At 71.6% G+C, this 23,367-nt stretch carries 23 protein-coding genes, 1 pseudogene and 1 riboswitch; of the genes and pseudogenes, 10 read left to right on the top strand and 14 right to left on the bottom strand.

Annotation, left to right across the window (positions count from 1 at the left end; genetic code table 11):
* Window positions 1-57: 57 nt before the first annotated feature.
* Window positions 58-279 (top strand): CbtB domain-containing protein, encoded by a 222-nt coding sequence (locus tag B5557_RS09940; RefSeq protein WP_079658772.1) that lies wholly within the window; start codon window positions 58-60, stop codon window positions 277-279.
* A gap of 22 nt (window positions 280-301) precedes the next feature.
* Window positions 302-1,060 carry a CbtA family protein gene (locus tag B5557_RS09935; protein ID WP_079658771.1) on the top strand — a complete coding sequence of 253 codons (759 nt, stop codon included), beginning with the start codon at window positions 302-304 and terminating at the stop codon, window positions 1,058-1,060.
* A 97-nt stretch (window positions 1,061-1,157) separates the two neighbouring features.
* On the opposite strand, the gene B5557_RS09930 is transcribed toward B5557_RS09935, so the two are convergent.
* The 6 genes from B5557_RS09930 to B5557_RS09905 form a co-directional block, all read right to left on the bottom strand.
* On the bottom strand, window positions 1,158-1,760 hold the full coding sequence (locus B5557_RS09930; protein ID WP_079658770.1) for a histidine phosphatase family protein: 603 nt from the start codon (window positions 1,758-1,760) through the stop codon (window positions 1,158-1,160).
* A 79-nt stretch (window positions 1,761-1,839) separates the two neighbouring features.
* Entirely contained in the window at window positions 1,840-2,652 is an 813-nt protein-coding gene (locus tag B5557_RS09925; protein ID WP_079658769.1) for an ABC transporter ATP-binding protein, read from the bottom strand.
* Entirely contained in the window at window positions 2,649-3,701 is a 1,053-nt protein-coding gene (locus tag B5557_RS09920) for a FecCD family ABC transporter permease (protein WP_079658768.1), read from the bottom strand. Before B5557_RS09920 ends, B5557_RS09925 begins: the two co-directional genes overlap by 4 nt.
* Entirely contained in the window at window positions 3,698-4,753 is a 1,056-nt protein-coding gene (locus B5557_RS09915; RefSeq protein WP_079658767.1) for an ABC transporter substrate-binding protein, read from the bottom strand. Before B5557_RS09915 ends, B5557_RS09920 begins: the two co-directional genes overlap by 4 nt.
* A gap of 86 nt (window positions 4,754-4,839) precedes the next feature.
* Window positions 4,840-4,992, bottom strand: a riboswitch (cobalamin riboswitch).
* A 24-nt stretch (window positions 4,993-5,016) separates the two neighbouring features.
* On the bottom strand, window positions 5,017-5,445 hold the full coding sequence (locus B5557_RS09910) for a VOC family protein (protein ID WP_079658766.1): 429 nt from the start codon (window positions 5,443-5,445) through the stop codon (window positions 5,017-5,019).
* Window positions 5,442-5,627 carry a hypothetical protein gene (locus B5557_RS09905; protein WP_079658765.1) on the bottom strand — a complete coding sequence of 62 codons (186 nt, stop codon included), beginning with the start codon at window positions 5,625-5,627 and terminating at the stop codon, window positions 5,442-5,444. Before B5557_RS09905 ends, B5557_RS09910 begins: the two co-directional genes overlap by 4 nt.
* A 137-nt stretch (window positions 5,628-5,764) precedes the next feature.
* Between B5557_RS09905 and B5557_RS09900 the strand changes: the two genes are divergently transcribed.
* The gene (locus tag B5557_RS09900; RefSeq protein ID WP_079658764.1) at window positions 5,765-6,874 is read left to right on the top strand and encodes a winged helix DNA-binding domain-containing protein; all 1,110 of its coding nucleotides are present in this window, start codon (window positions 5,765-5,767) and stop codon (window positions 6,872-6,874) included.
* Between the two features lie 169 nt (window positions 6,875-7,043).
* Here B5557_RS09900 and B5557_RS09895 read toward each other — a convergent pair whose 3' ends face one another.
* From B5557_RS09895 to B5557_RS09880, 3 genes are all read right to left on the bottom strand, one after another.
* Window positions 7,044-7,835, bottom strand: a complete 792-nt coding sequence (locus B5557_RS09895) for a S1 family peptidase (RefSeq protein ID WP_079658763.1) — start codon at window positions 7,833-7,835, stop codon at window positions 7,044-7,046.
* 305 nt (window positions 7,836-8,140) lie between these two features.
* Window positions 8,141-10,969 carry a helix-turn-helix transcriptional regulator gene (locus B5557_RS09885; protein ID WP_079658761.1) on the bottom strand — a complete coding sequence of 943 codons (2,829 nt, stop codon included), beginning with the start codon at window positions 10,967-10,969 and terminating at the stop codon, window positions 8,141-8,143.
* 221 nt (window positions 10,970-11,190) lie between these two features.
* A complete protein-coding gene (locus B5557_RS09880; protein ID WP_079658760.1) occupies window positions 11,191-12,090 on the bottom strand; it encodes a helix-turn-helix transcriptional regulator in 900 nt (299 codons plus the stop codon).
* A gap of 183 nt (window positions 12,091-12,273) precedes the next feature.
* On the opposite strand from B5557_RS09880, the gene B5557_RS09875 reads away from it, so the two are divergent.
* Window positions 12,274-13,944, top strand: a complete 1,671-nt coding sequence (locus B5557_RS09875) for an AMP-binding protein (protein WP_079658759.1) — start codon at window positions 12,274-12,276, stop codon at window positions 13,942-13,944.
* Window positions 13,941-15,599 (top strand): AMP-binding protein, encoded by a 1,659-nt coding sequence (locus B5557_RS09870; RefSeq protein WP_079658758.1) that lies wholly within the window; start codon window positions 13,941-13,943, stop codon window positions 15,597-15,599. The genes B5557_RS09875 and B5557_RS09870 overlap by 4 nt, the downstream gene beginning before the upstream one ends.
* Before the next feature lie 19 nt (window positions 15,600-15,618).
* Here the strand turns inward: B5557_RS09870 and B5557_RS09865 are convergent, their stop codons facing one another.
* The gene (locus tag B5557_RS09865) at window positions 15,619-16,392 is read right to left on the bottom strand and encodes a hypothetical protein (protein ID WP_443031341.1); all 774 of its coding nucleotides are present in this window, start codon (window positions 16,390-16,392) and stop codon (window positions 15,619-15,621) included.
* A 242-nt stretch (window positions 16,393-16,634) separates the two neighbouring features.
* On the opposite strand from B5557_RS09865, the pseudogene gcl reads away from it, so the two are divergent.
* Window positions 16,635-18,420 (top strand): annotated as a pseudogene (gene gcl / locus B5557_RS09860) (glyoxylate carboligase).
* A gap of 70 nt (window positions 18,421-18,490) precedes the next feature.
* On the opposite strand, the gene B5557_RS09855 reads toward gcl, so the two are convergent.
* From B5557_RS09855 to B5557_RS09840, 4 genes are all read right to left on the bottom strand, one after another.
* Window positions 18,491-19,102 carry a TIGR04222 domain-containing membrane protein gene (locus B5557_RS09855; protein WP_079658756.1) on the bottom strand — a complete coding sequence of 204 codons (612 nt, stop codon included), beginning with the start codon at window positions 19,100-19,102 and terminating at the stop codon, window positions 18,491-18,493.
* A 130-nt stretch (window positions 19,103-19,232) separates the two neighbouring features.
* Window positions 19,233-19,469 (bottom strand): hypothetical protein, encoded by a 237-nt coding sequence (locus B5557_RS09850; RefSeq protein WP_079658755.1) that lies wholly within the window; start codon window positions 19,467-19,469, stop codon window positions 19,233-19,235.
* Between the two features lie 201 nt (window positions 19,470-19,670).
* Window positions 19,671-20,564: a 2-hydroxy-3-oxopropionate reductase gene (locus B5557_RS09845; protein ID WP_079658754.1), complete on the bottom strand. Its 894-nt coding sequence runs from the start codon at window positions 20,562-20,564 to the stop codon at window positions 19,671-19,673.
* Between the two features lie 23 nt (window positions 20,565-20,587).
* Window positions 20,588-21,409 (bottom strand): TIM barrel protein, encoded by an 822-nt coding sequence (locus B5557_RS09840; RefSeq protein WP_079658753.1) that lies wholly within the window; start codon window positions 21,407-21,409, stop codon window positions 20,588-20,590.
* 273 nt (window positions 21,410-21,682) lie between these two features.
* Between B5557_RS09840 and B5557_RS09835 the strand changes: the two genes are divergently transcribed.
* The 4 genes from B5557_RS09835 (at window position 21,683) to uraH (ending at window position 23,363) form a co-directional block, all read left to right on the top strand.
* Entirely contained in the window at window positions 21,683-21,931 is a 249-nt protein-coding gene (locus B5557_RS09835; protein WP_079658752.1) for a thiamine-binding protein, read from the top strand.
* Complete coding sequence (locus tag B5557_RS09830; RefSeq protein ID WP_099935670.1) at window positions 21,928-22,296, top strand: helix-turn-helix domain-containing protein; 369 nt, start codon at window positions 21,928-21,930, stop codon at window positions 22,294-22,296. Before B5557_RS09835 ends, B5557_RS09830 begins: the two co-directional genes overlap by 4 nt.
* A gap of 141 nt (window positions 22,297-22,437) precedes the next feature.
* The gene (gene uraD / locus B5557_RS09825; RefSeq protein ID WP_079658751.1) at window positions 22,438-22,947 is read left to right on the top strand and encodes a 2-oxo-4-hydroxy-4-carboxy-5-ureidoimidazoline decarboxylase; all 510 of its coding nucleotides are present in this window, start codon (window positions 22,438-22,440) and stop codon (window positions 22,945-22,947) included.
* Window positions 22,948-22,955: 8 nt separating this feature from the next.
* Window positions 22,956-23,363 carry a hydroxyisourate hydrolase gene (gene uraH / locus B5557_RS09820; protein ID WP_079658750.1) on the top strand — a complete coding sequence of 136 codons (408 nt, stop codon included), beginning with the start codon at window positions 22,956-22,958 and terminating at the stop codon, window positions 23,361-23,363.
* The last annotated feature ends 4 nt before the right edge of the window (window positions 23,364-23,367 follow it).

The raw sequence follows: 23,367 nt of genomic DNA, 5'->3' as shown, positions 1-23,367 counted from the left end.
GACCGTCGTCCTGTGCACCACCGAGATGGGACGCGAACTCCCAGAGGAGGCCCTGCCATGGCTCAGCATGTCGCCCAGCCGACCGTCAACAACCCCGTCGTGCCCGCAAAGCTGCCGCTGAAGGACATCGCCCCGTGGGCCGTCTTCTTCGGCGTCCTGATGCTGGTCCTGCTGTACTTCGTCGGCGCCGAGCAGGGCGCCACCTCCGTCGTCTCCGGCGAGAACGTCCACGAGTGGGTGCACGACGCCCGCCACCTCCTCGGCTTCCCCTGCCACTGACCTGAGGGACGCCGCAACCCCGATGAACTCCGCAACGGTAAGAAACCTGCTCGTGCGGGGCATGCTCGCCGGCCTCGGCGCCGGCGTGCTCGCCCTGATCGTCGCCTATTTCCTCGGCGAACCGTACGTCGACAGCGCCATCGGCTTCGAGGAGTCCCACGCCGCCGGTCACGAGCACGAGGTCGAACTCGTCTCCCGCAGCCTGCAGTCCACCGCGGGCTTGGCCACGGGTGTGCTCCTCTACGGGGTGGCGTTCGGCGGTATCGCCGCCCTCGCCTACTGCTTCGCACTCGGCCGCGTCGGCCGCTTCGGCCCCCGGGCCACGGCGCTGCTGCTGTCGGGCACCGCTCTGCTCGCCGTGTACGTCGTCCCGTTCCTGAAGTATCCGGCCAACCCGCCGTCCGTCGGCGACGCGGACACCATCGGCAAGCGCACCACCCTGTACTTCCTGATGATGGTGCTCAGTGTGCTTCTCGCGGTCGCCGCCGTGATCGTGGGCAAGCGGCTCGCGCCGAAGCTGGGCAACTGGAACGCCACCGTCGTCGCCGTCCTCGGTTTCGTGCTGGTCATCGGGCTGGCGTACGAGTTCCTGCCCGTCGTCAACGAGGTCCCGGAGGACTTCCCGGCCACGCTGCTGTGGCGGTTCCGGCTCTCCGCCCTCGCGATGCAGGTCACGTTGTGGGCCGGCTTCGGCCTGGTCTTCGGTGAACTGGCCGAGCGACTGCTGCACCCGAAACCGGCCGGCGTGTCCGCGGGCTCGGCGGCGGCCGCCCCGCACTGACAGGTCCCACACCCGGTTCAACAGCATGGTGCGACACCACGGTTCAACACCCCGAGAGGGCCCGCGGAAGTGTCCGCGGGCCCTCTCGGGTTTCTCGTCATGAGCCGTCGGTGTGCGGCTCGGACGGGTCCAGCGGATGGCCGATCCGCAGGTTCCAGCGGCCGCTTCGTCCACTGATCGTGGTGGCCGTCAGCGGCGGCACGTCGACCCGCCAGAAGGCCGCAGGGGGCGCCCCCAGCACCTGGACCACCACGGCTCGTACGACCTCCGGTTCGACGACGGCGAGCGTACGGCCGCCCGCGTCCTGGGCCGCCTCCAGCCAGCGCCGCACCCGCCCGCACAACTCCTCGACGGACTCCCCGCCATGGGGTGCGGACGCGGGATCGGCGAGCCAGCGGGCCACCGCCGCCGGCTCACCGGCGCCGACCTCGGCGAGCGTCAGACCCCGCCAGCGCCCCATGTCCAGCCCCGCGAGCTCGGCCGGCTCCGCCGACCGCCCCGCGTCGAGACCGAGCGCGGCCGCCGTCTCCCGGCAGCGCACGCTCGGAGAAGTGACGACCCGCGCGGCGGCGGGCAGGGTTCCGGCCGCGCCCCGGGCCCGGGCCTGCCCGGTGGCGTCGATCGGACCCCCGTCGTCGAAGCGGGCCTGACGCAGCGACGCGTTCGTCGCGGGCGAGACGAAGGTGACACGACTGGTCACTGGGCGGCTCCTCTTGGTCCTGTCACGGCGTGGTCCTGGCGTGGTCCTTGCGTAGTACTGGCATGGTCCTCGTGTGCGCTCACCGTGGGCCCAGAAACCGTATGTGCGGGCGGTCGTCGGGGCCGGTGCGGGTGACGGTGGCGCGTACGCCGTACACATCGGCGACGAGTGTCTCGGTGAGGACGTCCTGCGGGCTGCCGGCGGCCACCACACGCCCCTGCCGCAGGACGACGACCCGATCGCAGTACATCGAGGCCAGGTTCAGGTCGTGCAGGGCGACGACCGTGGTGAGGCGGAGTTCCCGGATCAGCGTCAGCAGGCCCAACTGGTGCTGGATGTCCAGGTGGTTGGTGGGTTCGTCCAGCAGCAGCTCCCGCGGCTGCTGGGCGAGGGCCCGGGCGATCTGGACACGCTGGCGTTCGCCGCCGGAGAGGGTGTGCCAGGGGCGGTGGGCCTTGTCGGCCAGGGCAGTGCGCTCCAGCGCGCGGCGCACGGCCTCCTCGTCCTCGGGCGAGGCAGGGGCCCACGCCCGGCGGTGCGGTATCCGGCCGAGGCGTACGACGTCGAGGACGCTCAACGAGACCTGGGTGTCGGCCTGTTGCTCGACGACGGCGACCCGCCGGGCGACCGTACGGCGCCCCACCCGATCCAGCCGGTGACCGTCGAGGGTGACGACGCCGGAGGCCGGCGCGATCACTCCGGCCAGCAGGCGCAGCAGCGTCGACTTGCCGGAGCCGTTCGGGCCGAGCAGACCGGTGACGGTTGCGGGGCGGGGGGCGATGCTGACGCCGTCCAGGACGAGGGCGTCGCCGGCCGTGCGCGTGATCCGCTCGGCGCGCAGCCCGCTGCCGTCGCCGAGTCCCTCGCCGCCGCCGTCCGCGGTGCTCGTCATCGTGTACTCCTGGTCCGGTACAGCACGAGGACGAACGCCGGGACGCCGATCAGCGAGGTCACCACGCCCACCGGCACCTCCTGCGGGTCCAGGGCGGTGCGGGCGAGCGTGTCCACCCACACCAGGAACACCGCCCCGGCCAGCGCGGTGGCCGGCAGCAGCCGGGTGTGCCCGGGGCCGGTCAACGCGCGGGCGGCGTGCGGGAGGACCAGGCCGACGAAGCCGATCGCCCCCGCCGAGCTGACCAGGGTGGCCGTCAGCAGGGCGGTGGTGCACAGCAGGACCAGCCGGGTGCGTGCCACATGCACGCCCAGGGACGCGGCGGCGTCCTGCCCGAACGCGAACGCGTCCAGTGTCGTGGCGTACCCGGCGCACACCAGAAGCGTCACCACCAGCGCCGCCAGACCCACGCCCACATCGTTCCAGCCGGCCCCGCCGAGCGAGCCGAGCAGCCAGAACAGCACCCCGCGCGTGGTCTCCGCGTCGGCGGCCGTCATCACGATGAACGAGGTGAGCGCGGAGAACAACTGCATGGCGGCCACGCCGGCGAGGACCACCCGGTCCGTGGTGCCGCCGAGGGTGTGACTGAGCAGCAGCACCAGCGCGAACGAGAGCGCCGCGCCCAGGAACGCGCCCCCGGAGACCGACAGGACACCGCCGCCCACGCCGAGTACGACGACCGCGACCGCGCCGGTCGAGGCCCCGGACGACACGCCGAGGACGAAGGGGTCGGCGAGCGGATTGCGCAGCAGGGACTGCATCACCGCGCCGCACACGGCGAGGCCGGCTCCGCACACGGCGGCCAGCAGTGTCCGCGGCAGCCGCAGATTCCACACGATCCCGTCCCGGATCGGCGTCAACTCCGCCTGCCCCCAGCCGAGATGGGCCGCCACCGTCGCCCACACGTCACCGACCGCGATGTCGGCCGGGCCGATGGTGATCGCCACCGCGACCGACCCGCACAGCAGTGCGAGGCCGGCCGTCCACAGCGCCACGCGACGCAGCCCGCGGACCGCGGCCGGGGTTGCCGCCGACAGGACGTCGCTCATCCCCCGAAGCCGTACGCGCGCAGCGCAGCCGCCACCTTCTCCACGCCCTCGACGGTCCGGACCGTCGGGTTCATGGCCTGCCCGGGCAGCAGCACGTACCGCTTCTTCTTCACGGCGGTCATGTTCTTCGTGACCGGGTCGGACTCCAGGAACGCGATCTTCTTCGCGGCGGTCTCGGCCGTCTGCTGCCTGCGGCTCAGATCGCCGATGACGAGGACGTCGGGGTCCCGGTCGGCGACCGTCTCCCAGTTGACCTGAGGCCACTCCTCGTGGGTGTCGTCGAAGGCGTTCCTCGCGCCGAGTTCACGGGTGATGACGCCGGGCGCGCCGCAGCAGCCCGCCAGATACGGGGACCGGGAGTCGGCGAACCAGTACAGGAGGCTGACGTTCTGCGCATGGAGCCCCGAAGTGGCCTTCTCCACACGGGACTTCAGAGCTGCGACCAGTTTCGTGCCGCGCTCCTCGACACCGAAGATCCTGGCCAGGTCGGTGACTTCGCCGTAGACCGCGTCCATGGTCAGCGGCTCGGTGCGCGAGCCGTCGCCGTCGCCGGCGTTGTCCTTGCCGACGCAGTCGGAGGGGGAGAGGTACGTGGGCACGCCCACCTTCGCGAACTGCTCGCGGGTGGCGACGCCGCCCTCACCGAGAGTGGAGGCGAACGACGCGGTGACGAAGTCGGGTTCGGTGTCCAGGACCGACTCGAACGAGGGGGCGTTGTCGGCCAGCCGCTGCACCGTCGCGTTGGCTTTCTCCAGCCCCTTCGCCACCGGGTCGGTCCAGGTGGCGGTGCCCGCCATACGGTCGGCCAGCCCGAGCGAGAGCATGATCTCGGTCGTGCCCTGGTTGAGGGAGACCGCCCGCCGCGGAGGACCGTCCACGTGGACCCGCTGACCGCAGTTGTCGAGCGTGACCGGACGGCCGGCGGAGCCGGCCGACGCCGATCCCGCCGAGTCGGACGAGCCCGACGGGGCGGGGGAGCCGCCGCAGCCGGTCAGCAGCAGGGCGGCTGACAGGAGGAGGACGGCAGGACGGACGGGGCGTGCGAACGGCACGGAACTTCCTTCGGCGTCGAGGGCTCTGGCGCGAAGCCCGGTCGTACGGTGCTCCCCCGGCGGTCTTCCGGCGTCGGGGGCCGCCAGCAGGTCTTCGGACTCGGGGTCACCCGGACGAGGCGCCTTCCCGGACCGCGATCACGCTCCAGTGGCCAGTGCCCCGCCCGTCGCCCTTACCGCTGCGCGTCAGCTCCGGAGTCGCACCGGATTCCCTGACCCGCGCACGTACGGATACGCACATGGGTACGACTGGCCTCGGCAAGCTACCACAGCCCCCCGGCAGCACGTCCTGGACTCGCGACGAGTTCGACCTCGAACCCGTCCTCGTTCTCCAGGTAGGCGGCGCAGTGCTGTCGGCCGCCGGCGTAGGGGTGCCGCTCGGGGAACATCAGGCGCCAGCCGTGCTGCGCGGCCTCGGCAGCCAGCCTCTCGACCACGGCGATGTCGTCGACGTGGAACGCCAGATGGTTCAGCCCCGGGCGGCACCGGTCGTGCTGTTCGGCGGTGAGGGCCGGGGACTGCTCGATGACCAGATAGGTCGCCCCGAGCCGCCAACTGCGCCCACCGCTCCAGCTCTGGAAGAGGGTGTGCCCCAACGCCTCCAGCAGCCAGCCGAACGACGTGACGGCGCGGTCGAGGTCCGGCACCCACAGCTCGATGTGATGCAGCGTGCCCTGCGTCGGCCGACTCACCTCGCGTCGCCGCGTGCCTCGGACATGGAGACCACGGCGCTTCGGCTGCCGTCGCCGGTGACGCCCAACTGCTGGGCGGGGGAGGGGCCGGCGGGCTGGGCGACGGCGGTGGTCACCTCGGCGGCGAGCAGCACGGCGACCCCGAGTGCCATGGTGAGGTGCTTTCGCGGATTGGACGTCATGAGCGCACGATAGTTTCGCCGCCGACGAGGGCACGATCCGGCACACCCCAGGACCGGCAGGGGGACATCCCCAGCGCGACCCGGCTCGGGTGCCTTGAGGACAGCAACTGTCCTCATTCCCCGTTAACTTGCCCTGCATGACGAAGACGACGTCCCCGGCGGCCCCCGTGCTCGGCGCCCGCGCCCTCAACCGCGCCACCCTCGACCGACAGCTGTTGCTGCGTCCCTCGTCGCTGTCGGCCGGGGCCGCCATCGAACACCTGCTCGGACTTCAGGCGCAGAACGTCAAGCCGCCGTACTACGCGCTCGCGGCCCGCCTCGACGGCTTCGTCCCGGAGAAGCTGTCGACGCCGATGGCCGGCCGCGAGGTCGTCCGCATCGTCAGCATGCGCTCCACCATCCACGCCCACACCGCCGATGACTGTCTGACCCTGCGGCCGTTCGTCCAGCCTGCCCGCGACCGTGAGCTGACGTACTTCCGCAAGGGCCTGGCCGGCGTCGACCTCGACCGGCTCGCCGTCCTCGCCCGCGACCTCGTCGAGACCGAACCGCGCACCATGAAGCAACTGCGCGAAGCCCTCTCCGTGGAGTGGCCGGACGCCGACCCCCAGTCCCTCGCCGTCGCCGCCCGGTGCCGGCTGCCCCTCGTCCAGGTCACCCCGCGCGGGCTGTGGGACAGGAGCGGGCAGGTCGCGCTGACCACCGCCGAACACTGGCTCGGCCGGCTCGCCGCACCGACCCCCACGCCGGACGCCGTCGTCCTGCGCTACCTGGCCGCCTTCGGCCCGGCCTCCGTCAAGGACATGCAGACCTGGGCCGGTCTGACCCGACTGCGAGAGCCCTTCGAACGCCTCCGCCCCCACCTGCTCACCTTCCGCGACGAGCACGGCGTGGAACTCTTCGACCTCCCCGACGCCCCCCGCCCGGACCCCCAGGTCCCGGCCCCGCCGCGCTTCCTCCCCGAGTTCGACAACCTCCTCCTCTCCCACGCCGACCGCACCCGAGTCGTCCCGCCCGAGTACTGGGGCCGCAGCTGGCAGGGCAACCAGGCCTACTGCACGCTCCTCGTCGACGGCTTCCTGGCGGGCCTGTGGAAACTGGAGCAGGACGCGCTCGTCATCGAGCCCTTCGGCCGGCTCACCAAGACCCAGCGGGACGAGGTGACAGAAGAGGGCGAGCGGATGCTGTCCGCGATGCACCCGGGCGGGCCGCACGACATCCGGTTCGCCACCGTCGTACGCCCCTGACGCGAAGGGGGACGTCCCGGTCGGGGACGACCCCGAACAGGCCGAAGCCCCCACCGGTGAGAGGTGAGGGCTTGGATAGGGGGCGCTGCGGGCCGCTCGTGGAGGCTCGCAGCGCCCCCCGGTCTTTCCCTGAGGAGTACTCAGGAGGTTCTTGGGGGCAACCCGGTGACTACGAGTTGACCTGCGCCGTCACCAGGCTGGAGAAGGTGGTCAGCCGGGTGTACACACCCGGGTAACCGGCCTCCGCGCAGCCCTCGCCCCAAGAAGTGATCCCTGCCAGGACGCCCCCGATGAGCAGGGGACCGCCGCTGTCGCCCTGGCAGGTGTCTGTGCCGCCGGAGGTGTATCCGGCGCAAACCATGTCGGACTTGACGTAGTCCGAACCGTAGGAGCTCGCACAGCTGGTGTCGGACACGATCGGGACGGTCGCGGTCCGCAGCTGGTTGGAGGAGCTGCCGTTCTCCGAGGTGGTGCCCCAGCCGATGATGCGGGCCGTGGTGCCGGCCGCGTACACGCCGGTCTGGGACGAGGAGACATACGACGCCGTGGTGTACGGCATCGCCGTCGACAGGGTCAGGACGGCCACGTCGTCGCCGTTGGTGGCGTCCGTGTAGTCCGGGTTGATCCAGATCTTGCTCACCCGGCTGGCAGTGCCGTTCGTGCCGTTGAGGTACGTGCGCCCACCGACGACGCGCACGCTGCTCGTGGTCTCGCCGACCATACAGTGGGCGGCCGTGACCACCTTGGTCGCCGAGACGAGGGTGCCGCCGCAGAACTGGTTCTGCGAGGCGTCCGTGATCTGCATCATGAACGGGTACGTCGTGGTCGTGGTCGTCGTGCCGCCGACGATCGGCTGGGGCGCTGCGACAGCGGTGGGGGCGCTGAGCAGTGCGGTCGCTGCCGCGGCAGCGGTCGCTGCGAGGACGGCGGCGGTCTTCTTGGCGCGGTTGAGCCCGAACATGGAACTCCTCGGTGGAGATGGCCGGTGGGGGGTCGCGCGGGTGTGGGGGTGAGCACGGGGGTCGCGGGACCGACCCCCGTGTGCCCGGGCGAGCGGCACGTCCCTTACGCTAGGACCCGGAACCCGCTCGTCCCAATGAGGGAACCCCCTAGGGGAGTTGGGGCAGGGAAAACCCTCGGTCGCCCAGGGAACCCACAGTCGCCGCCGATGGGGCCGCTTGAGGGAACCCGCCGCGCGGGGCGGACACCCAGGAGAAACCCACTAAGGGTAGATAGCCCCTCAGGGGCGGTTGACCCGCGGATTCCTCACTTCGCGTGACGCCCTGCCGCCAGTCGGACGATGTCCACCCGGGAACGGATCCCCAGCTTGCGGTAGACCCGGGTCAGGGTCGCCTCGACCGTCTTGACGCTGATGAACAGACGCGCCGCGATCTCCCGGTTGGTCGCGCCCTCCATGACGAGCGCCGCGACCTGACGCTCCATCGAGGCCAGGCCCTCCAGCGCGTCGGACGCGGGCGATTGCTGGGCGACGGCGACCGGCTGCGCCTGCCCCTCCGCCGCGGCCGTGTCCACCTGACGCAGCCAGGGCAGCGCCCGGCACCGCCGGAACAGCCGCGCCGCCTCGTCGTACGACGTCGGTCCCGGGACCGTCCCCGGCCGCAGGGTGCGCAGCCGGGCCAGCGCGAACGCCGCCCGCCCCTCCTCCAGGCCGTACCCCAGTTTGGCGAGCCGGTCCTGCACCGACGTCAGCCGGGACAGCGCCGCCTCGTGGTCGCCGAGCGCCGCCCGCACCAGCGCCTCCGACCGGTCCAGCACCGCCAGCACGCTCTCCCGGCCCAGCCGCAGCGCGTGCTCGCGCGTCACGTCGATGACGTCCTGCGCCTCGCCCGGCTCGCCGACCCGCACCAGCGCCTCGGCGAGGTCGCCCTGCCAGCGGCCCCGCGCCGGATCGGTGATGCCCAGGCCCTGCTCCAGCTCCCGCACCCGGCGCAGCGAGCCGACCGCGCCCGCCGCGTCCCCGGCCACCAACTGGGCGTGGCCGAGGGCGGCCAGGGCGCGGGAGACGTACATCTGGTCGCCGTCCTCCTCGGCGTGCTCCGCCGCCTCCCGGGCCAGCGCCAGCGCCCGGTCGACGTCACCGCCGGAGGCCTCGGCGAGGGAGGCGAGCATCGCGGAGGCGCCCAGGCCGATGCCGGAGTCGCGGGCCAGCTTGAGGCTCTCGCGGGCCAGGTCCAGGGCGCGCCCGCAGTGCCCGGAGCGCAGTTCGGTCTCGGCGAGGAAACGCTGGAAGTGCACCTCGCTCTCGACCATGCCGCGCCGGCGCACCTCGCGCAGCAGCGCGGTGATGGTCGACCGGGCCTCGGGCAACTGGTCGCTCATCAGCAGCCAGCGGAACCGGGCCGCGCCGACCCCGTTGTGATGGCAGGCCACATAGGGGTCCTGAGGCTCCTTCAGGGCCCGCTTGATGGTGGCGGGGGCGTTCGGATGGCCCATCAGGGCCTCGGTGTGCCCCTGGAAGGACAGCGCCATCAGCTCGGTGCGCCGGTCGCCGCCGCGTGCGGCCAGCTCCGCCGTGTGCGCGGCCTCCTGCCGGGCCTCTGCGAAGTCGCCCTCGACGATCAGCTTGCGCCAGGCCAGCCGGTAGTGGACCAGGGCGAGCAGCCGCGGGTCGTCGCCGGCGTCGGCGAGGGCCTGCGGGAAGACCGCGTCGACCTCGCCGAGGGACTGCCCGGCGGCCTCGATCACCACTTCCCAGGCCCGGATCCGCTCGGCGGGCACGGTCGCCCGGGTCAGCACCTCGCGCGCGATGTCCCGGGCGAGATCCACCTCGCCGGCCGTGATGGCGTCCTCGGCGGCCTGCAACCGCCGGTCGTCCGGGGCGGGGATGCCGTCCGGCGGGGTGTGCCGGGCGGCCAGCAGCCCGAGCGAGGCGGCGACCGACGGCGCACCCCGGTCCCGGGCCAGGGCCGCCGCCTCGGCGAGCCGGGCGGCCACCTCCGGGTCGGTCCCGGTGGTGGCCAGGGCGAGGTTGCGGGCCCGCTCGATCGGGTCGGAGGCGGCCGTGGACAGCGCGGCGTGTGCGGCCCGGCGTTCCTGCGCGGGCGCCTCCGCATACAGCGCGGCCGAGATCAGCGGATGCGCGAACCGTACGGCCGGACCCTCCGGCTCCGTCGCCAGCAGCCCGAGCGCCGCGGCCTGCGCGGTCTCGGCCTCGGCGTTCTCCCGGCCGGCCGCGTGCAGCAGAGCCAGCGTGGGGCGGGCTCCGGCGCTGGCCACGAGCAGGGTGCGGCGGGCTTCGTCGGAGAGCATGTCGAGACGGCTGAGCACCAGGGCGCGCAGCGAGGTCGGCACCGGCAGCGGCTCGCCCGGGCGGGGCGGGGTCGGGTTCTCGCCGAGGGCGCGGCCGAGCTCCAGCGCGAACAGGGGGTTGCCGCCGCTGGTGCGGTGGACCTCGCGGACCGTCGAGCGGGGCAGGTCGGTGTAGCCGCGATGGTCGAGCAGCGCGGAGACCTGGGCACGGGAGAGGGGGTTCAGCCGGACGGCGAGGGTGTCGGGCGGGGACGCGCGTAGATGACGGTCGTACTCCTGGCCCTCCGTCCGCACCGCGCACAGCAGTTGGACGGGGGTGTCGCCGAGGCGGCGGGCGGCGAAGCCGAGGAGTTCGGCGCTGGCCGAGTCCAGCCACTGGAGGTCGTCGGCGACGAGCAGTACGGGGCCCGCGGCGGCCAGGGCGCGCAGGGCGGACAGCACGGCCAGACGCAGGGCGAGACCGTCACGTTGCAGCGTCGACTCGCCTCGGCCGGTGAGCGCCGACTCCAGCGCCGTGCGCTGGGCGGCGGGCAGCCTGTCCGAGATCTCGTCGAGGACCAACCCGAAGAGATCGGCCAAGGCCAGGAACGGGAGGTGGGATTCGGACTCGGTCGCCGAGCAGCGCAGCACGGTGCGCGCCGCCTCGCCGTAATCCGCGGCCAATGCCCGCAGCACGGTCGACTTTCCTATTCCGGCGGGGCCGTGCAGCAGCACACTGCCGCCGCGAGTCAGCTGCTCACGGGCGGCCGTGAACAGCTCCTCCCTGCCGATGACCAGGTCGGGGCGGCATCTGGCAGGCTCCTTGAACTCCCGTCGCACGGTCACCGCTCCCCTCCGAGTGTCGTGTCCTGGCCAAATTCTAGGCAACGACTCTTTGAAATTCGGAGGCGCGGCGTGGTGAGGGATATAACAAAGTGACGCATGGGGAAATTCATTACGGCTGCGCGTGAATGGTCTCTTGTCGTGAGGCACCTCCCTGGCTTGATGTGATCGCTGCTCCCCGGCATCCTGCACGGTCCGCGCTACAGCCGTGTTGCGCGCCCCCGCTACGGCAGCAGACCCGCCCTGCGGGCCAGGACCACCGCCTCTCCCCGGGTGTGCGCGCCCAGCCTGCGCATCGCCGACCTGAGATACCCCTTGACGGTCTCCGGGCGCAGCCCCAGCCGCTCGGCCGTCGCCGCGTTCGTCGCCCCCGCCGCCACGCAGGCCAGCACGTCCAGCTCGCGCGCGGCGAGCGTGACCTGCTCAGCGTCGCCGCTGCCGGAGGTGAGCAGCCCGCAGGCGTCGAGGAGCTCGGCGCGCAGCATCGGGTCGGTGATCCGCGGAGCCAGGGCGCGCAGGGCCGCGTGCGCCTCGCGCACCTGCTCCCAGCCGGCCCCCGCATTGGCCGCCGCACCGGCCCCCGCATCGGCCCCCGGACCGGCCTGCCGGCCGCCGCCCGGTCCCGCCGTGCCGCCCGCGCCGCCCGGCCGGGCCGCCGTCAGCAGCTCGCGCGCCTGGTCCCCGACCACCAGCGCCTGCTCCACATCCCGCGCCACCTGCACGGCCGCGGTCAGCGTGCGGTCGCCCAGCGGCTGCGCCGTGCGCAGGGCGCCGTACAGCACCCCGCGCACCCGGCGCCGCACGATCACCGGGATCGCCAGCACCGAACGCAGCCCCTCCTCGGCGACGGCCGCGTCGTACTCGTGGCTGATCTGCCGGGAGAGGGAGTAGTCGCTCACCGCGCACGGACGGGCCAGCGCGACGGCCTTGCCGCCGAGACCGTTGCCCGAGGTCACCGCCAGTCCGCGCAGCGCGAGACCCCGCGCGCCGCTGAACTCACTGATCCGCATCTGCAGGCGCCCCGGCTCGACCAGGCCGCCGAAGGCGACCGGCAGCCCCGTCGCGCGCCGCAGCCGCGCGAGCGCCCCGCGCATCTCCACCGTTCCGGCCGCGTCTGCTGCCACGTTCTCGCCCTTTCCGTGCGGCCTGGTACCGCACACCCCCGTTCGGGGGTAGTGAGACCTGCACCACGGATTACACGATGGCAGAGAGCCGCCCGGCAATGGTCCGGCACCACGGGAGTGAACCGCCAAGGCGCACCGGAGAAGCGTTTCCGCGGTGAACGACCGACAGAGCAAGGAGGACAGATGACGACGGCGACGGGGCGTTTCCGCAGAGCCCGCGACTTCCTGCTGGCACACCGCGAGGACTACACAACCGCTTACGAGCGTTTCGAGTGGCCCCGCCCCGAGCACTTCAACTGGGCCCTCGACTGGTTCGACGTCATCGCCGACGGCAACGACCGCACCGCCCTGCACATCGTGGAGGAAGACGGTTCCGAAACGCGTCTCACCTTCGCCGAGCTGTCGGAACGCTCCGACCGGATCGCGAACTGGCTGCGCGGCCGCGGAGTCGCCGCCGAGGACCGGATCCTCGTCATGCTCGGCAACCAGGCCGAACTGTGGGAGACGGCGCTGGCCGCGATGAAACTGCGCGCCGTCGTCATCCCGGCCACCCCGCTGCTCGGCCCCGCCGACCTGGCCGACCGCGTCGAACGCGGCCGGGTCCGCCACGTCCTCGTGCGGTCCACGGACACCGGCAAGTTCGACGACGTCCCGGGCCGCTACTCGCGCATCGCGGTCGGTGGCGCACCCGAGGGCTGGCAGCCGTACGAGGACGCCTACACCGCCCCGGCCGGCTTCACCCCCGACGGCCCCACCCTCGCCGACGATCCGCTGATGCTCTACTTCACCTCCGGGACGACCGCCCGCCCCAAGCTGGTGGAGCACACCCACACCTCGTACCCGGTCGGGCACCTGGCGACGATGTACTGGATCGGGCTCAAGCCCGGCGACGTCCACCTCAACATCTCCTCGCCCGGCTGGGCCAAGCACGCCTGGTCCAACCTCTTCGCCCCGTGGAACGCCGAAGCAACCGTTTTCATCCACAACTACACCCGCTTCGACCCCGCCCGGCTGATGGCGGAGATGGACCGGGCGGGCGTGACGACCTTCTGCGCGCCGCCCACCGTCTGGCGCATGCTCATCCAGGCCGACCTCACCCAACTGCGGATCCCGCCCCGCGAGGCCGTGGCCGCGGGCGAGCCCCTCAACCCCGAGGTCATCGACCAGGTACGCCGCGCCTGGGGGGTGACCGTCCGGGACGGCTTCGGCCAGACCGAGACGGCCGTGCAGATCGCCAACAGCCCCGGACAGGAACTGAAGACCGGCTCCATGGGCCGGCCCAGCCCCGGCTACCGGGTGGAGCTCCTGGACCCGGTGTCCGGCGCGCCGGGCGCGCAGGAGGGCGAGATCGCGCTCGATCTGTCGGCCCGGCCGGTCGGCCTGATGGCCGGTTACCACGGCGACGCCGACCGTACGGCGGAGGCGATGGCAGGCGGCTACTACCGCACCGGTGACATCGGCAACCGCGACGAGAACGGTTACCTCACCTATGTCGGGCGGGCCGACGACGTCTTCAAGGCCTCCGACTACAAGATCAGCCCCTTCGAGCTGGAGAGCGCGCTGCTGGAGCACGAGGCGGTCGCCGAGGCCGCCGTCGTCCCCGCCCCGGACGAGCTGCGCCTCGCCGTGCCCAAGGCGTACGTCGTCCTCGCCGAGGGCTGGGAACCGGGCCCCGACACCGCGAAGGTGCTGTTCGAGCACTCCCGCCAGGTCCTCGCCGCCTACAAGCGGGTCCGCCGCCTGGAGTTCGCGCCGCTGCCCAAGACCGTCAGCGGCAAGATCCGCCGGATCGAGCTGCGCGAGGCGACGGCCGCGGGCTCGACGGCGGAGTACCGCGAGGAGGACTTCCGGTGAGCGGGTCGTCGTCCCCCCAGACGTCCCCGCAGCCGTCGGGGCGGGCGTCGGGTTTTTCGTACGCGCACGGGACGAGCGCCACCGCGCTGCTCGGGGACACCATCGGGGCCGATCTGGACCGGACGGCGGAGCGCTGGCCGGACCGTGAGGCGCTGGTCGACATGGCGTCCGGGCGGCGCTGGACGTACGCCGCATTCGTGGCGGACGTCGACCGGCTGGCCTGCGCGCTGCTCGCGAGCGGGGTCGCCAAGGGCGACCGGGTGGGCATCTGGGCGGTCAACTGCGCCGAGTGGGCACTGGTCCAGTACGCCACCGCCCGCATCGGCGCGATCATGGTGAACATCAACCCGGCCTACCGCACCCACGAGGTCGAGTACGTCCTCAACCAGGCCGGAATCTCGGTGCTGTTCGCCTCGCTCACCCACAAGACGAGCGACTACCGGGCGATGGTCGAGCAGGTGCGCCGCAACTGCCCGAAACTGCGGGAGACCGTTTACATCGGGGATCCGAGCTGGGCGGCGCTCATCGCGCGCGGCACGCTCGAACTGCGCGCGGAACTCGCCCTCCGGGCACAGGAGTTGTCCTGCGACGACCCCATCAACATCCAGTACACCTCGGGCACGACGGGCTTCCCCAAGGGTGCCACCCTCTCCCATCACAACATTCTCAACAACGGTTACTTCGTCGGCGAGTTGATCGCTTACAGCGAGCAGGACCGGATCTGCGTCCCGGTGCCCTTCTACCACTGTTTCGGCATGGTGATGGGAAACCTCGCGGCCACCTCGCACGGCGCCTGCATCGTCATCCCGGCTCCGTCGTTCGACCCGAAGGCCACGCTGCAGGCGGTCCAGCAGGAGCGGTGCACATCGCTGTACGGCGTCCCGACGATGTTCATCGCGGAGCTGAACCTGCCCGACTTCGCGACCTACGACCTCTCCTCGCTGCGCACCGGCATCATGGCGGGCTCGCCCTGCCCGGTCGAGGTGATGAAGCGGGTCGTCGCCGAGATGAACATGGCGGAGGTGTCGATCTGTTACGGCATGACCGAGACCTCGCCCGTCTCCACCCAGACCCGCCGCGACGACGACCTGGAGCACCGCACCAACACCGTCGGCCGCGTCCTGCCGCACATCGAGGTGAAGGTCATCGACCCGGTGAGCGGGGTCACTCAACCCCGGGGCGTCTCGGGGGAGTTGTGCACCCGCGGCTACAGCGTGATGCTCGGTTACTGGAACGAGCCCGAGAAGAGCGCCGAGTCGATCGACGCGGGACGCTGGATGCACACCGGGGACCTGGCGGTGATGCGCGAAGACGGTTACGTCGAGATCGTCGGCCGCATCAAGGACATGATCATCCGCGGCGGGGAGAACATCTACCCGCGCGAGATCGAGGAGTTCCTCTACGCCCACCCGAAGATCAGGGACGTCCAGGTCGTCGGCGTCCCGCAGGAGAGGTACGGCGAGGAGGTCCTCGCGTGTGTGATCCCGCACGACGCGGCGGACCCCCTGACCCTGGAGGAACTGCGCACGTACTGCGAGGGCCGGCTGGCGCACTACAAGATCCCGAGCAGGCTGCAGATCCTGGACGCCTTCCCGATGACCGTCTCCGGGAAGGTGCGCAAGATCGAACTGCGGGAGAAGTATCGAACCGCCTGAGAGAGACGGTCGTTGGCGGTTACCGCTCCGGCCGGCGGTTGCCGCCTCGGGCGTCGAGGGCGTCGGCGATCGCGTTGACCGGCTGCGGAGTGCCCGTGAGGTCCAGCACGAAGAGCGGGACATGCAGCTGGTCGGCGCGGGCGCGGGCGTCGGCGTCGTATCCGGCGAGGGAGAAGTAGACGCAGTCCGCGGACTCCGTCATGGCTGTCAGCCACAGACACTCCACGTCCCGCGGTGAGGCCGGGCGCGCGCTCGGGTCGACCTGGGCCAGGAGCCCGCGGGCGGCCAGGCCGATGCCGCAGGTGGGCCGCTGGTCGGCCCGCCGTATGCCCTCGTGCCCGAGCCAGTTCAGGTACAGGGCGGTGGCCGTGACCGCGTCGAGCGCGGTGCGGATGGCGACGGGCCGGAAGGCGGGCCGTCGTGCCGTCGGCACGGGTGCGGACGCGGGTTCGGGTGGCTGTGCCGCTTCCGCCTCCGATGCCTGTGCCGGGGCCGACGGGGGCGTCGGTGTCTCGGGCTTCGGCTCGGCGGGCGGGGCGGTCACCGGGATCCGCAGCACTGTTCCGCAGGCGCAGCCGAACTCCGGGCGGGGGAACTGGTCACGGCGGCCGCAGGCGCGGCACCGCAAGGCGATCCACTCGTCGTCCCACGCCCGGTGCGCGACGGCCGTCGGCGCCGTCCGCCGGTCGAGCACCGGCGTGACGGGGGAACCGCACGCACACGGGTAGGACGGCGCGGTGTAGAGGCGCTCGCGCCGACAGGCCGGGCAGCGCACCGGCACGCTCTCGGGCATGGCCCCCATCGTCCTCCTTCGGCCCCCGCTTGTCCGTCTCTTGACGACCTTCGCGCACCCACTTAGATTACTTCCAGATAGTAGAAAGTAGTTTCCGCAATATGGAAACTGGCCCGCGAAATCATCGCGGAAACGGCAGGGCTCACCGCGGGGCGCGACGGGAGAGCGGAATCCGACAGCTGAACCAGCTGAACCAGCTGAACCAGCTGAACCAGCTGAAGCAGGCGAAGCAGGAGTACTCCATGGCTCGTATGACCGCTGCCCGCGCGGCAGTCGAGATCCTCAAGCGTGAGGGCGTCACCAGTGCGTTCGGTGTTCCCGGCGCGGCGATCAACCCCTTCTACGCGGCACTGAGGGCCTCCGGCGGCATCAACCACACACTCGCCCGCCATGTCGAGGGCGCCTCGCACATGGCCGAGGGCTACACCCGCGCCCGCGCGGGCAACATCGGCGTCTGCGTCGGCACCTCCGGGCCGGCCGGCACCGACATGATCACCGGGCTGTACTCCGCCCTCGGCGACTCGATCCCCATCCTGTGCATCACGGGGCAGGCCCCGACCGGCGTGCTCCACAAGGAGGACTTCCAGGCCGTCGACATCGCCTCCATCGCGGGGCCGGTGACGAAGATGGCGGTGACCGTCCTGGAGGCCGCCCAGGTCCCCGGAGTCTTCCAGCAGGCCTTCCACCTCATGCGCTCCGGCCGGCCGGGCCCGGTCCTGATCGACCTGCCGGTCGACGTCCAGCAGACGGAGATCGAGTTCGACCCGGACACATACGAGCCGCTGCCCGTGTACAAGCCGGCCGCGACCCGCGCACAGGTCGAGAAGGCGATCCGGATGCTGAACGCCGCCGAGCGTCCGCTGATCGTCGCGGGCGGTGGCGTCATCACGGCCGACGCCACCGAACTCCTCGTGGAATTCGCCGAGTTGACGGGGACTCCGGTCATCCCGACGCTGATGGGCTGGGGTGCGATCCCCGACGACCATGAGCTGCACGCCGGCATGGTCGGCCTGCAGACCTCGCACCGCTACGGCAACGCGACCTTCCTGGAGTCCGACTTCGTCCTCGGCATCGGCAACCGCTGGGCCAACCGCCACACCGGCCGCGTCGACGTCTACACGAAGGGCCGCACCTTCGTCCACGTCGACGTCGAGCCCACCCAGATCGGCCGGATCTTCGCCCCGGACTACGGGATCGCCTCGGACGCGAAGGCGGCACTGGAGCTCTTCGTCGCGGTGGCAGGGGAGTTGAAAGGCGGCGGGCACGCTTCCCGACCGCTCCGCATGGGCGGCCGCCGCGCAGGAGAAGAAGGCGACCCTCCAGCGCCGTACGCACTTCGACGACATCCCCATCAAGCCGCAGCGCGTCTACGAGGAGATGAACAAGGCCTTCGGCCCGGGAACCCGTTACGTCACGACCATCGGCCTCTCGCAGATCGCCGGCGCGCAGATGCTGCACGTCTACCGACCGCGCCACTGGATCAACTGCGGCCAGGCGGGCCCCCTCGGCTGGACGATCCCGGCGGCGCTGGGTGTGGCGAAGGCCGACCCGCAGGCGCAGGTCGTCGCCCTCTCCGGGGACTACGACTTCCAGTTCATGATCGAGGAGCTGGCGGTCGGCGCGCAGCACAAGATCCCGTACGTCCACGTCCTCGTCAACAACTCCTACCTGGGCCTCATCCGTCAGGCCCAGCGGGCGTTCGACATCGACTTCCAGGTCAAGCTGGAGTTCGAGAACATCAACTCGCCCGAGCTGGGCGTCTACGGCGTCGACCACGTCAAGGTCGCCGAGGGGCTCGGCTGCAAGGCGATCCGGGTGACGGACCCGGCCGAGCTGAGCGCCGCCTTCGAGCAGGCCGGGAAACTCGCCGCGGAGTTCCAGGTGCCGGTCGTCGTGGAGGCGATCCTGGAACGCGTCACCAACATCTCGATGAGCGGCACCAACGACATAGGAAACGTCGTGGAGTTCGAGGAGATCGCCACCGAGCCGGAGCACGCGCCGACGTCGATCAGAACGCTGAAGGTCTGACCCGTCCGGCCATGGAGGGCGCCCCCCAGGAACCTTCGGGAGGAGGGGGCGCCCCTTGTTTCTGCTGGGCTCAGTCCGTGCCGCCGCCTCCGCCGCAGGAGTACATGAAGCCTCCCGTGCCGCCGCCGCGGGGAGCGCGTCGGTGGAAACCCTTGTCCGCCACCTCGGCGCGGGCGGTCAGCCCCGCCCGCAGGGCGAAGCGCGCGGCCAGCACGCTCAGGGCGGCCTCCCCGTGCAGGGCCACCGCCATCAGGATGTCGTCCGGCGGCAGTCCCTTGCGGTCGGCCGGCACAGTCGGCAGAGGATGTTCCAGGCGCAGGGCGCTCAGCGCGCGCCGGGCGGTACGGGTCCGGCGCGGCGGGAGAGAACGCAGCATGCCGGCCGCCACAAGCCCGGCGCGCAGCTCCGCGAGCGCCCGGTGCACGTCCGGTCGGGTCTCCAACTCCGCGATGCTCACGAACCGTTGGAGTGTCGCGTAGACAGCCGCGGGCAGGGGAGGGAGGTCGTCTCCCGCGTCCTCGGAGGGCGCCGTCCCCGTCGCCCGGATCCTCCCCGGCCGGCCCACCTCGATCAGTCCCCGCAGATGCAGGGCGAGCACGCCCACCGTGACCGCGGCGCCGGAACCACCGCGCAACAGCGCGACCTCGTACGGCTTCAGCCGGACCGACGTACCACCGTTCATGTCATCACCCCCGTGGCGGGGCCCGCCGCCCCCGTGTCGGCGGGCCCCGCGTGACGACAATGTGCCCTGCCCCGGGGGCGGTTGAAGCCTGCTGAACCATGTTCAGAGGTTGATTTGAGGTTGGCGTGTCCTATGCTCCGTGCGGCTCGGACAGTCCCGGCCAGTCCTCGGGGCCGCCGCCCTGCCACTCGATGAGGTCGCTCTCCTCCACCTCGATCCGGTCCAGGTCGGCCAGACGCAGGATCTCGACGACGTCGTCGAGATGCGAGGCGACCCCGAGGACGGCATCGCCCGAGGTGACGCGGCGGGATCCGTCCAGGGCCGGGGGATGGACCACGATGTGCGGAAACTGCGTCGGATTGCCCATGCCCTCAGCCTCCTGCGGACGGGGCGGATCCGCACGCCGGACGGGGCTCGGGTGTAGGCGGGACCGCGGCGGGTACGACGGAACCGGGCATGCCTTCCCTCAGGTCGAGAAGGGCGGCTCGGGGTTCCGGGCCGCGGCGCCGCCTGGGCGCGACAGGACAGATGTCGGCGGCGCCACGGCCCGGAAGTCTTCGCGACGGACTCAGACCGGGGCGCCGGAGAGCCGCTCCACGGCCCGCAGCAGTGCCGAGTGGTCCAGCCCGCCGTCGCCCTGCGCTCGCAGGCTCGCCACCAGCTGGGCGACCACCGCGCCGACCGGCAGGGCCGCGCCGACGCTGCGGGCGGCGTCCGTGACGATGCCCATGTCCTTGTGGTGCAGGTCGATCCGGAAGCCCGGCTTGAAGTCCCGGGCGAGGAAGTTGTCCTTCTTGCGCGTCAGTACCGTCGAGCCGGCGAGTCCGCCGTTCAGGACGTCCAGGGCCGCCTTCAGGTCCACGCCCGACTTCTCCAGGAAGACCACCGCCTCGGCGCAGGCCTGGATGTTCACGGCGACGATCAGCTGGTTGGCGGCCTTCACGGTCTGGCCCGAGCCGTGCGGGCCGCACCGCACGATGGTCTTGCCGAGGGCCTCGAAAAGGGGCTTCGCCTCGTCGAAGTCGGCCTGCTCACCGCCGACCATGATGGACAGCACGGCCTCGACGGCGCCGGCCTCACCACCGGACACGGGGGCGTCGAGGACCCGGATGCCCTTGTCCCTCGCCGCTCGCGCGAGGTCGACCGAGGTCTGCGGGGTGATCGAGGACATGTCGACCAGGAGCGCGCCGGACCGCGCGTGGGCCAGGATGCCGTCCGGGCCGTAGGCGATGGCCTCGACCTGCGGCGAGGCGGGAACCATGGTGATCACGACGTCGGCGTCGCGGACGGCCTCGGCGATGGACGCCGCCGCGGTGCCGCCGGCGGCGGTGAGCCGGTCCAGCTTGTCCTGCTCCAGGGTGAAGCCGGTGACGTCGTAACCCGCCTTGATCAGGTTCTCGGACATGGGGGAGCCCATGATGCCGAGGCCGATCCAGGCCACCTTGGGGAGTGCGTTGCTCATCGGGGTGCCTCTCGGTACGGGGGTCAGCGGGGCAGCCAGTCGAAGGCCTCGGCGCTCGGGCGGTCGCCCGGCTTGTACTCCAGGCCGACCCAGCCGTCGTATCCGGACTTCTTCAGCTGGTCGAGGAGCTCCTCCAGCGGCAGCGTCCCCGTGCCGGGCGCGCCGCGGCCCGGGGTGTCGGCGATCTGCACATGGCCGGTGATCGGCGCGTACCGCTCGATGACCGACGGCAGGTCCTCGCCGTTCATCGACAGGTGGTACAGGTCCATCAGGAACTTCGCGTTGCCGAGCCCCGTCGCCCCGTTGACCTTGTCGACGATCCCGGCCGCGGCCGGTGCGCTCACCAGCGGATACCGTGGCGACTCGAGTCGGTTCAGCGCCTCGATCAGCAGGATCGCGCCGATCCGGTGCGCAGCCCGGGCCGCGAGGGTCAGGTTCTCCAGCGCGAGCGCGTCCTGCTCGGCCGGGTCGACGCCGTCGACGCGGTTGCCGTACAGGGCGTTCAGCGCGGTGCAGCTCAGGGACTGTGCGAAGTCGGCGACCACGTCGATGTTGGCGCGGAACCGCTCCGACTCCTCGCCGGGCAGTGACAGGGCGCCGCGGTCGGGGCCCGGGAGCTGTCCGGCGTAGAAGTTGAGGCCGGTGAGCCGGACGCCCGCGTCGTCGATCGCGCTCTTCAGGGCGTCGAGCTCGGACCGCTCGGGGGTGGGGGAGTCGATCCAGGGCCACCACAGCTCGACCGCGGTGAAGCCGGCCGCGGCGGCTGCCGCGGGACGCTCCAGGAGCGGGAGTTCCGTGAAGAGGATCGACAGGTTGACGTTGAAGCGCTGGTCTTCGAAGCCCATGGGGTTCCGCGCTCCCTTCCGTGTCGAGTATTTCCGTAATGCGGAAGTAAGTTTCTGTCTATTGGAAGAGTGTCGCTCGGTGTCCTGGGTTGTCAAGGGGGCGCGGAGGCGGGATCGGGGTGCCGGGAACGGGGTTGCGGCCCCCGTTTCCGACCTGCTGTTGGCGCCCCGCCGAGGGGGAATCCCGAGTCCCGGGTGGCCGTCCGCCGGGTCCGTTAAGGTCGGGGTCCGGGCGTCGACGGTCCGGTCCGGTTCAGAGAGATGTGGGGCACGATGCGACTGAAAGTGGAGTTCACCACCGAGCCCTTCGACCTCGACGAGGCGCCCGCGCACGCGCTGGTCGCCCGCGAGGTGATCGAGGCGGCCGACCTGGACGCGGTGGACGTCGGACCGTTCGGCAACACCGTGGAGGGCGCCGCCGACGCGGTGCTCGCCGCCGTGGACGCCCTGCTGCGCAAGTCCCTTGGTGCGGGCGCAACCCGCATCTCCCTCCAGGTCAACGTCCTCGGGGAGAGCGAGTGAACGAGAGGGGCGACGAGGCCTTCATCGCGGCGGTGAAGCCGCTGGTCGACGCGATGGGCGCCGAGATGCTCCCGCCCGACGAGGCCGGCGCCGACGATGTCGTCCTGACCTGGGCGGGTGTCGAGACCGTCGCCGTACGTCTGCCGCAGCTCGCCGACTCCCTCGATCACATCCTGGCCGCGATGGAGCGCAAGAAGGGCAAGCCCCTCGCCGACCTCGACCGCAAGGCCAAGCAGGAGGTCGTACGGACACTCGAGGCGCGCGGCGCATTCTCCGTGCGGCACGGCGTGGAGACCGTGGCGAGCGCGCTCGGGGTGAGCCGCTTCACGGTCTACAACTACCTCAACCGGGAGAAGGGGGCCTGAGCGAGGTCTGGGCGGGGAGCCTGAGGACGGGTTTCGTTACCCGGAATTTTCAACAAAGTGTTGACGCGGTGTTCCGGAGAGGCGTTAGCTGAACCCAGCCCGCTCAAGCACGAAGGCCGTCTCGCGGCCACGGAGGCTCCCGTGACTTCGACTTCCACGCCCCCGGGCCTCGCCCGGTTCAACGACCTCGGGGAGTCCGCGGCCCGCGCCGCCCTCCACGAGGCGTGCACCGCCACGGCGTGGGCGAACCGACTGCTCGCGGCCCGCCCCTACGCCACCGCCGACGACCTGTACGCCGCCAGTGACGCCGCCATGGCCGACCTGACCGCGGCGGACCTCGCGGAGGCGATGGCCGGGCATCCCCCGATCGGCCGCCCCAAGCCCGGCGACCCGACCTCGGCCCGTGAACAGCGCGGCATGGCCGGTGCCTCCGAGGAGCTGAAGGCGCAGATGCTCGAACTGAACCTGGCCTACCAGGAGAAGTTCGGCCAGGTCTTCCTGATCTGCGCCACCGGTCGCACCGGAGAGCAGATGCGGGACGCGGTCAGGGAGCGGCTCGGCAACGCGCCCGAGCAGGAGCGGGAGATCGTCCGCACCGAACTGGGCAAGATCAACCGTATCCGGCTCGCCCGACTCGTCGCAGAGGACTGAGAACCGCCATGAGCACCAGCACCACCGCCTCGGTGTCCACCCACATCCTGGACACCTCCGTCGGCCGCCCCGCCGCCGGCGTCGCCGTCCGTCTCGCGGCCCGCACGGGCCGTGCCGCGGCCTGGCAGGCGCTCGGCGGCTCCGCGACCGACGCGGACGGCCGGTGCAAGGACCTCCCGGCGCTGCCCGAGGGGGCCACCCACGCACGCCTCGACTTCGCGGTCGAGGCGTACTTCGAGAATGCTGTGAACCAGCAAGCCGATGCGCAGCAGGACGCCCCCGCGAATCGGGACAGCGGTGCCGCCGGAGTGTTCTTCCCGGAGGTGGCGATCACGTTCGCCGTCGTGCCAGGCGAGCACTACCACGTACCGCTGCTGCTCAACCCGTTCGGCTACTCCGTATACCGAGGGAGCTAGCTAC

Source organism: Streptomyces sp. 3214.6, from assembly GCF_900129855.1.
Classification (GTDB): domain Bacteria; phylum Actinomycetota; class Actinomycetes; order Streptomycetales; family Streptomycetaceae; genus Streptomyces; species Streptomyces soliscabiei.
This window is presented reverse-complemented; position numbering and strand designations above follow the sequence as displayed.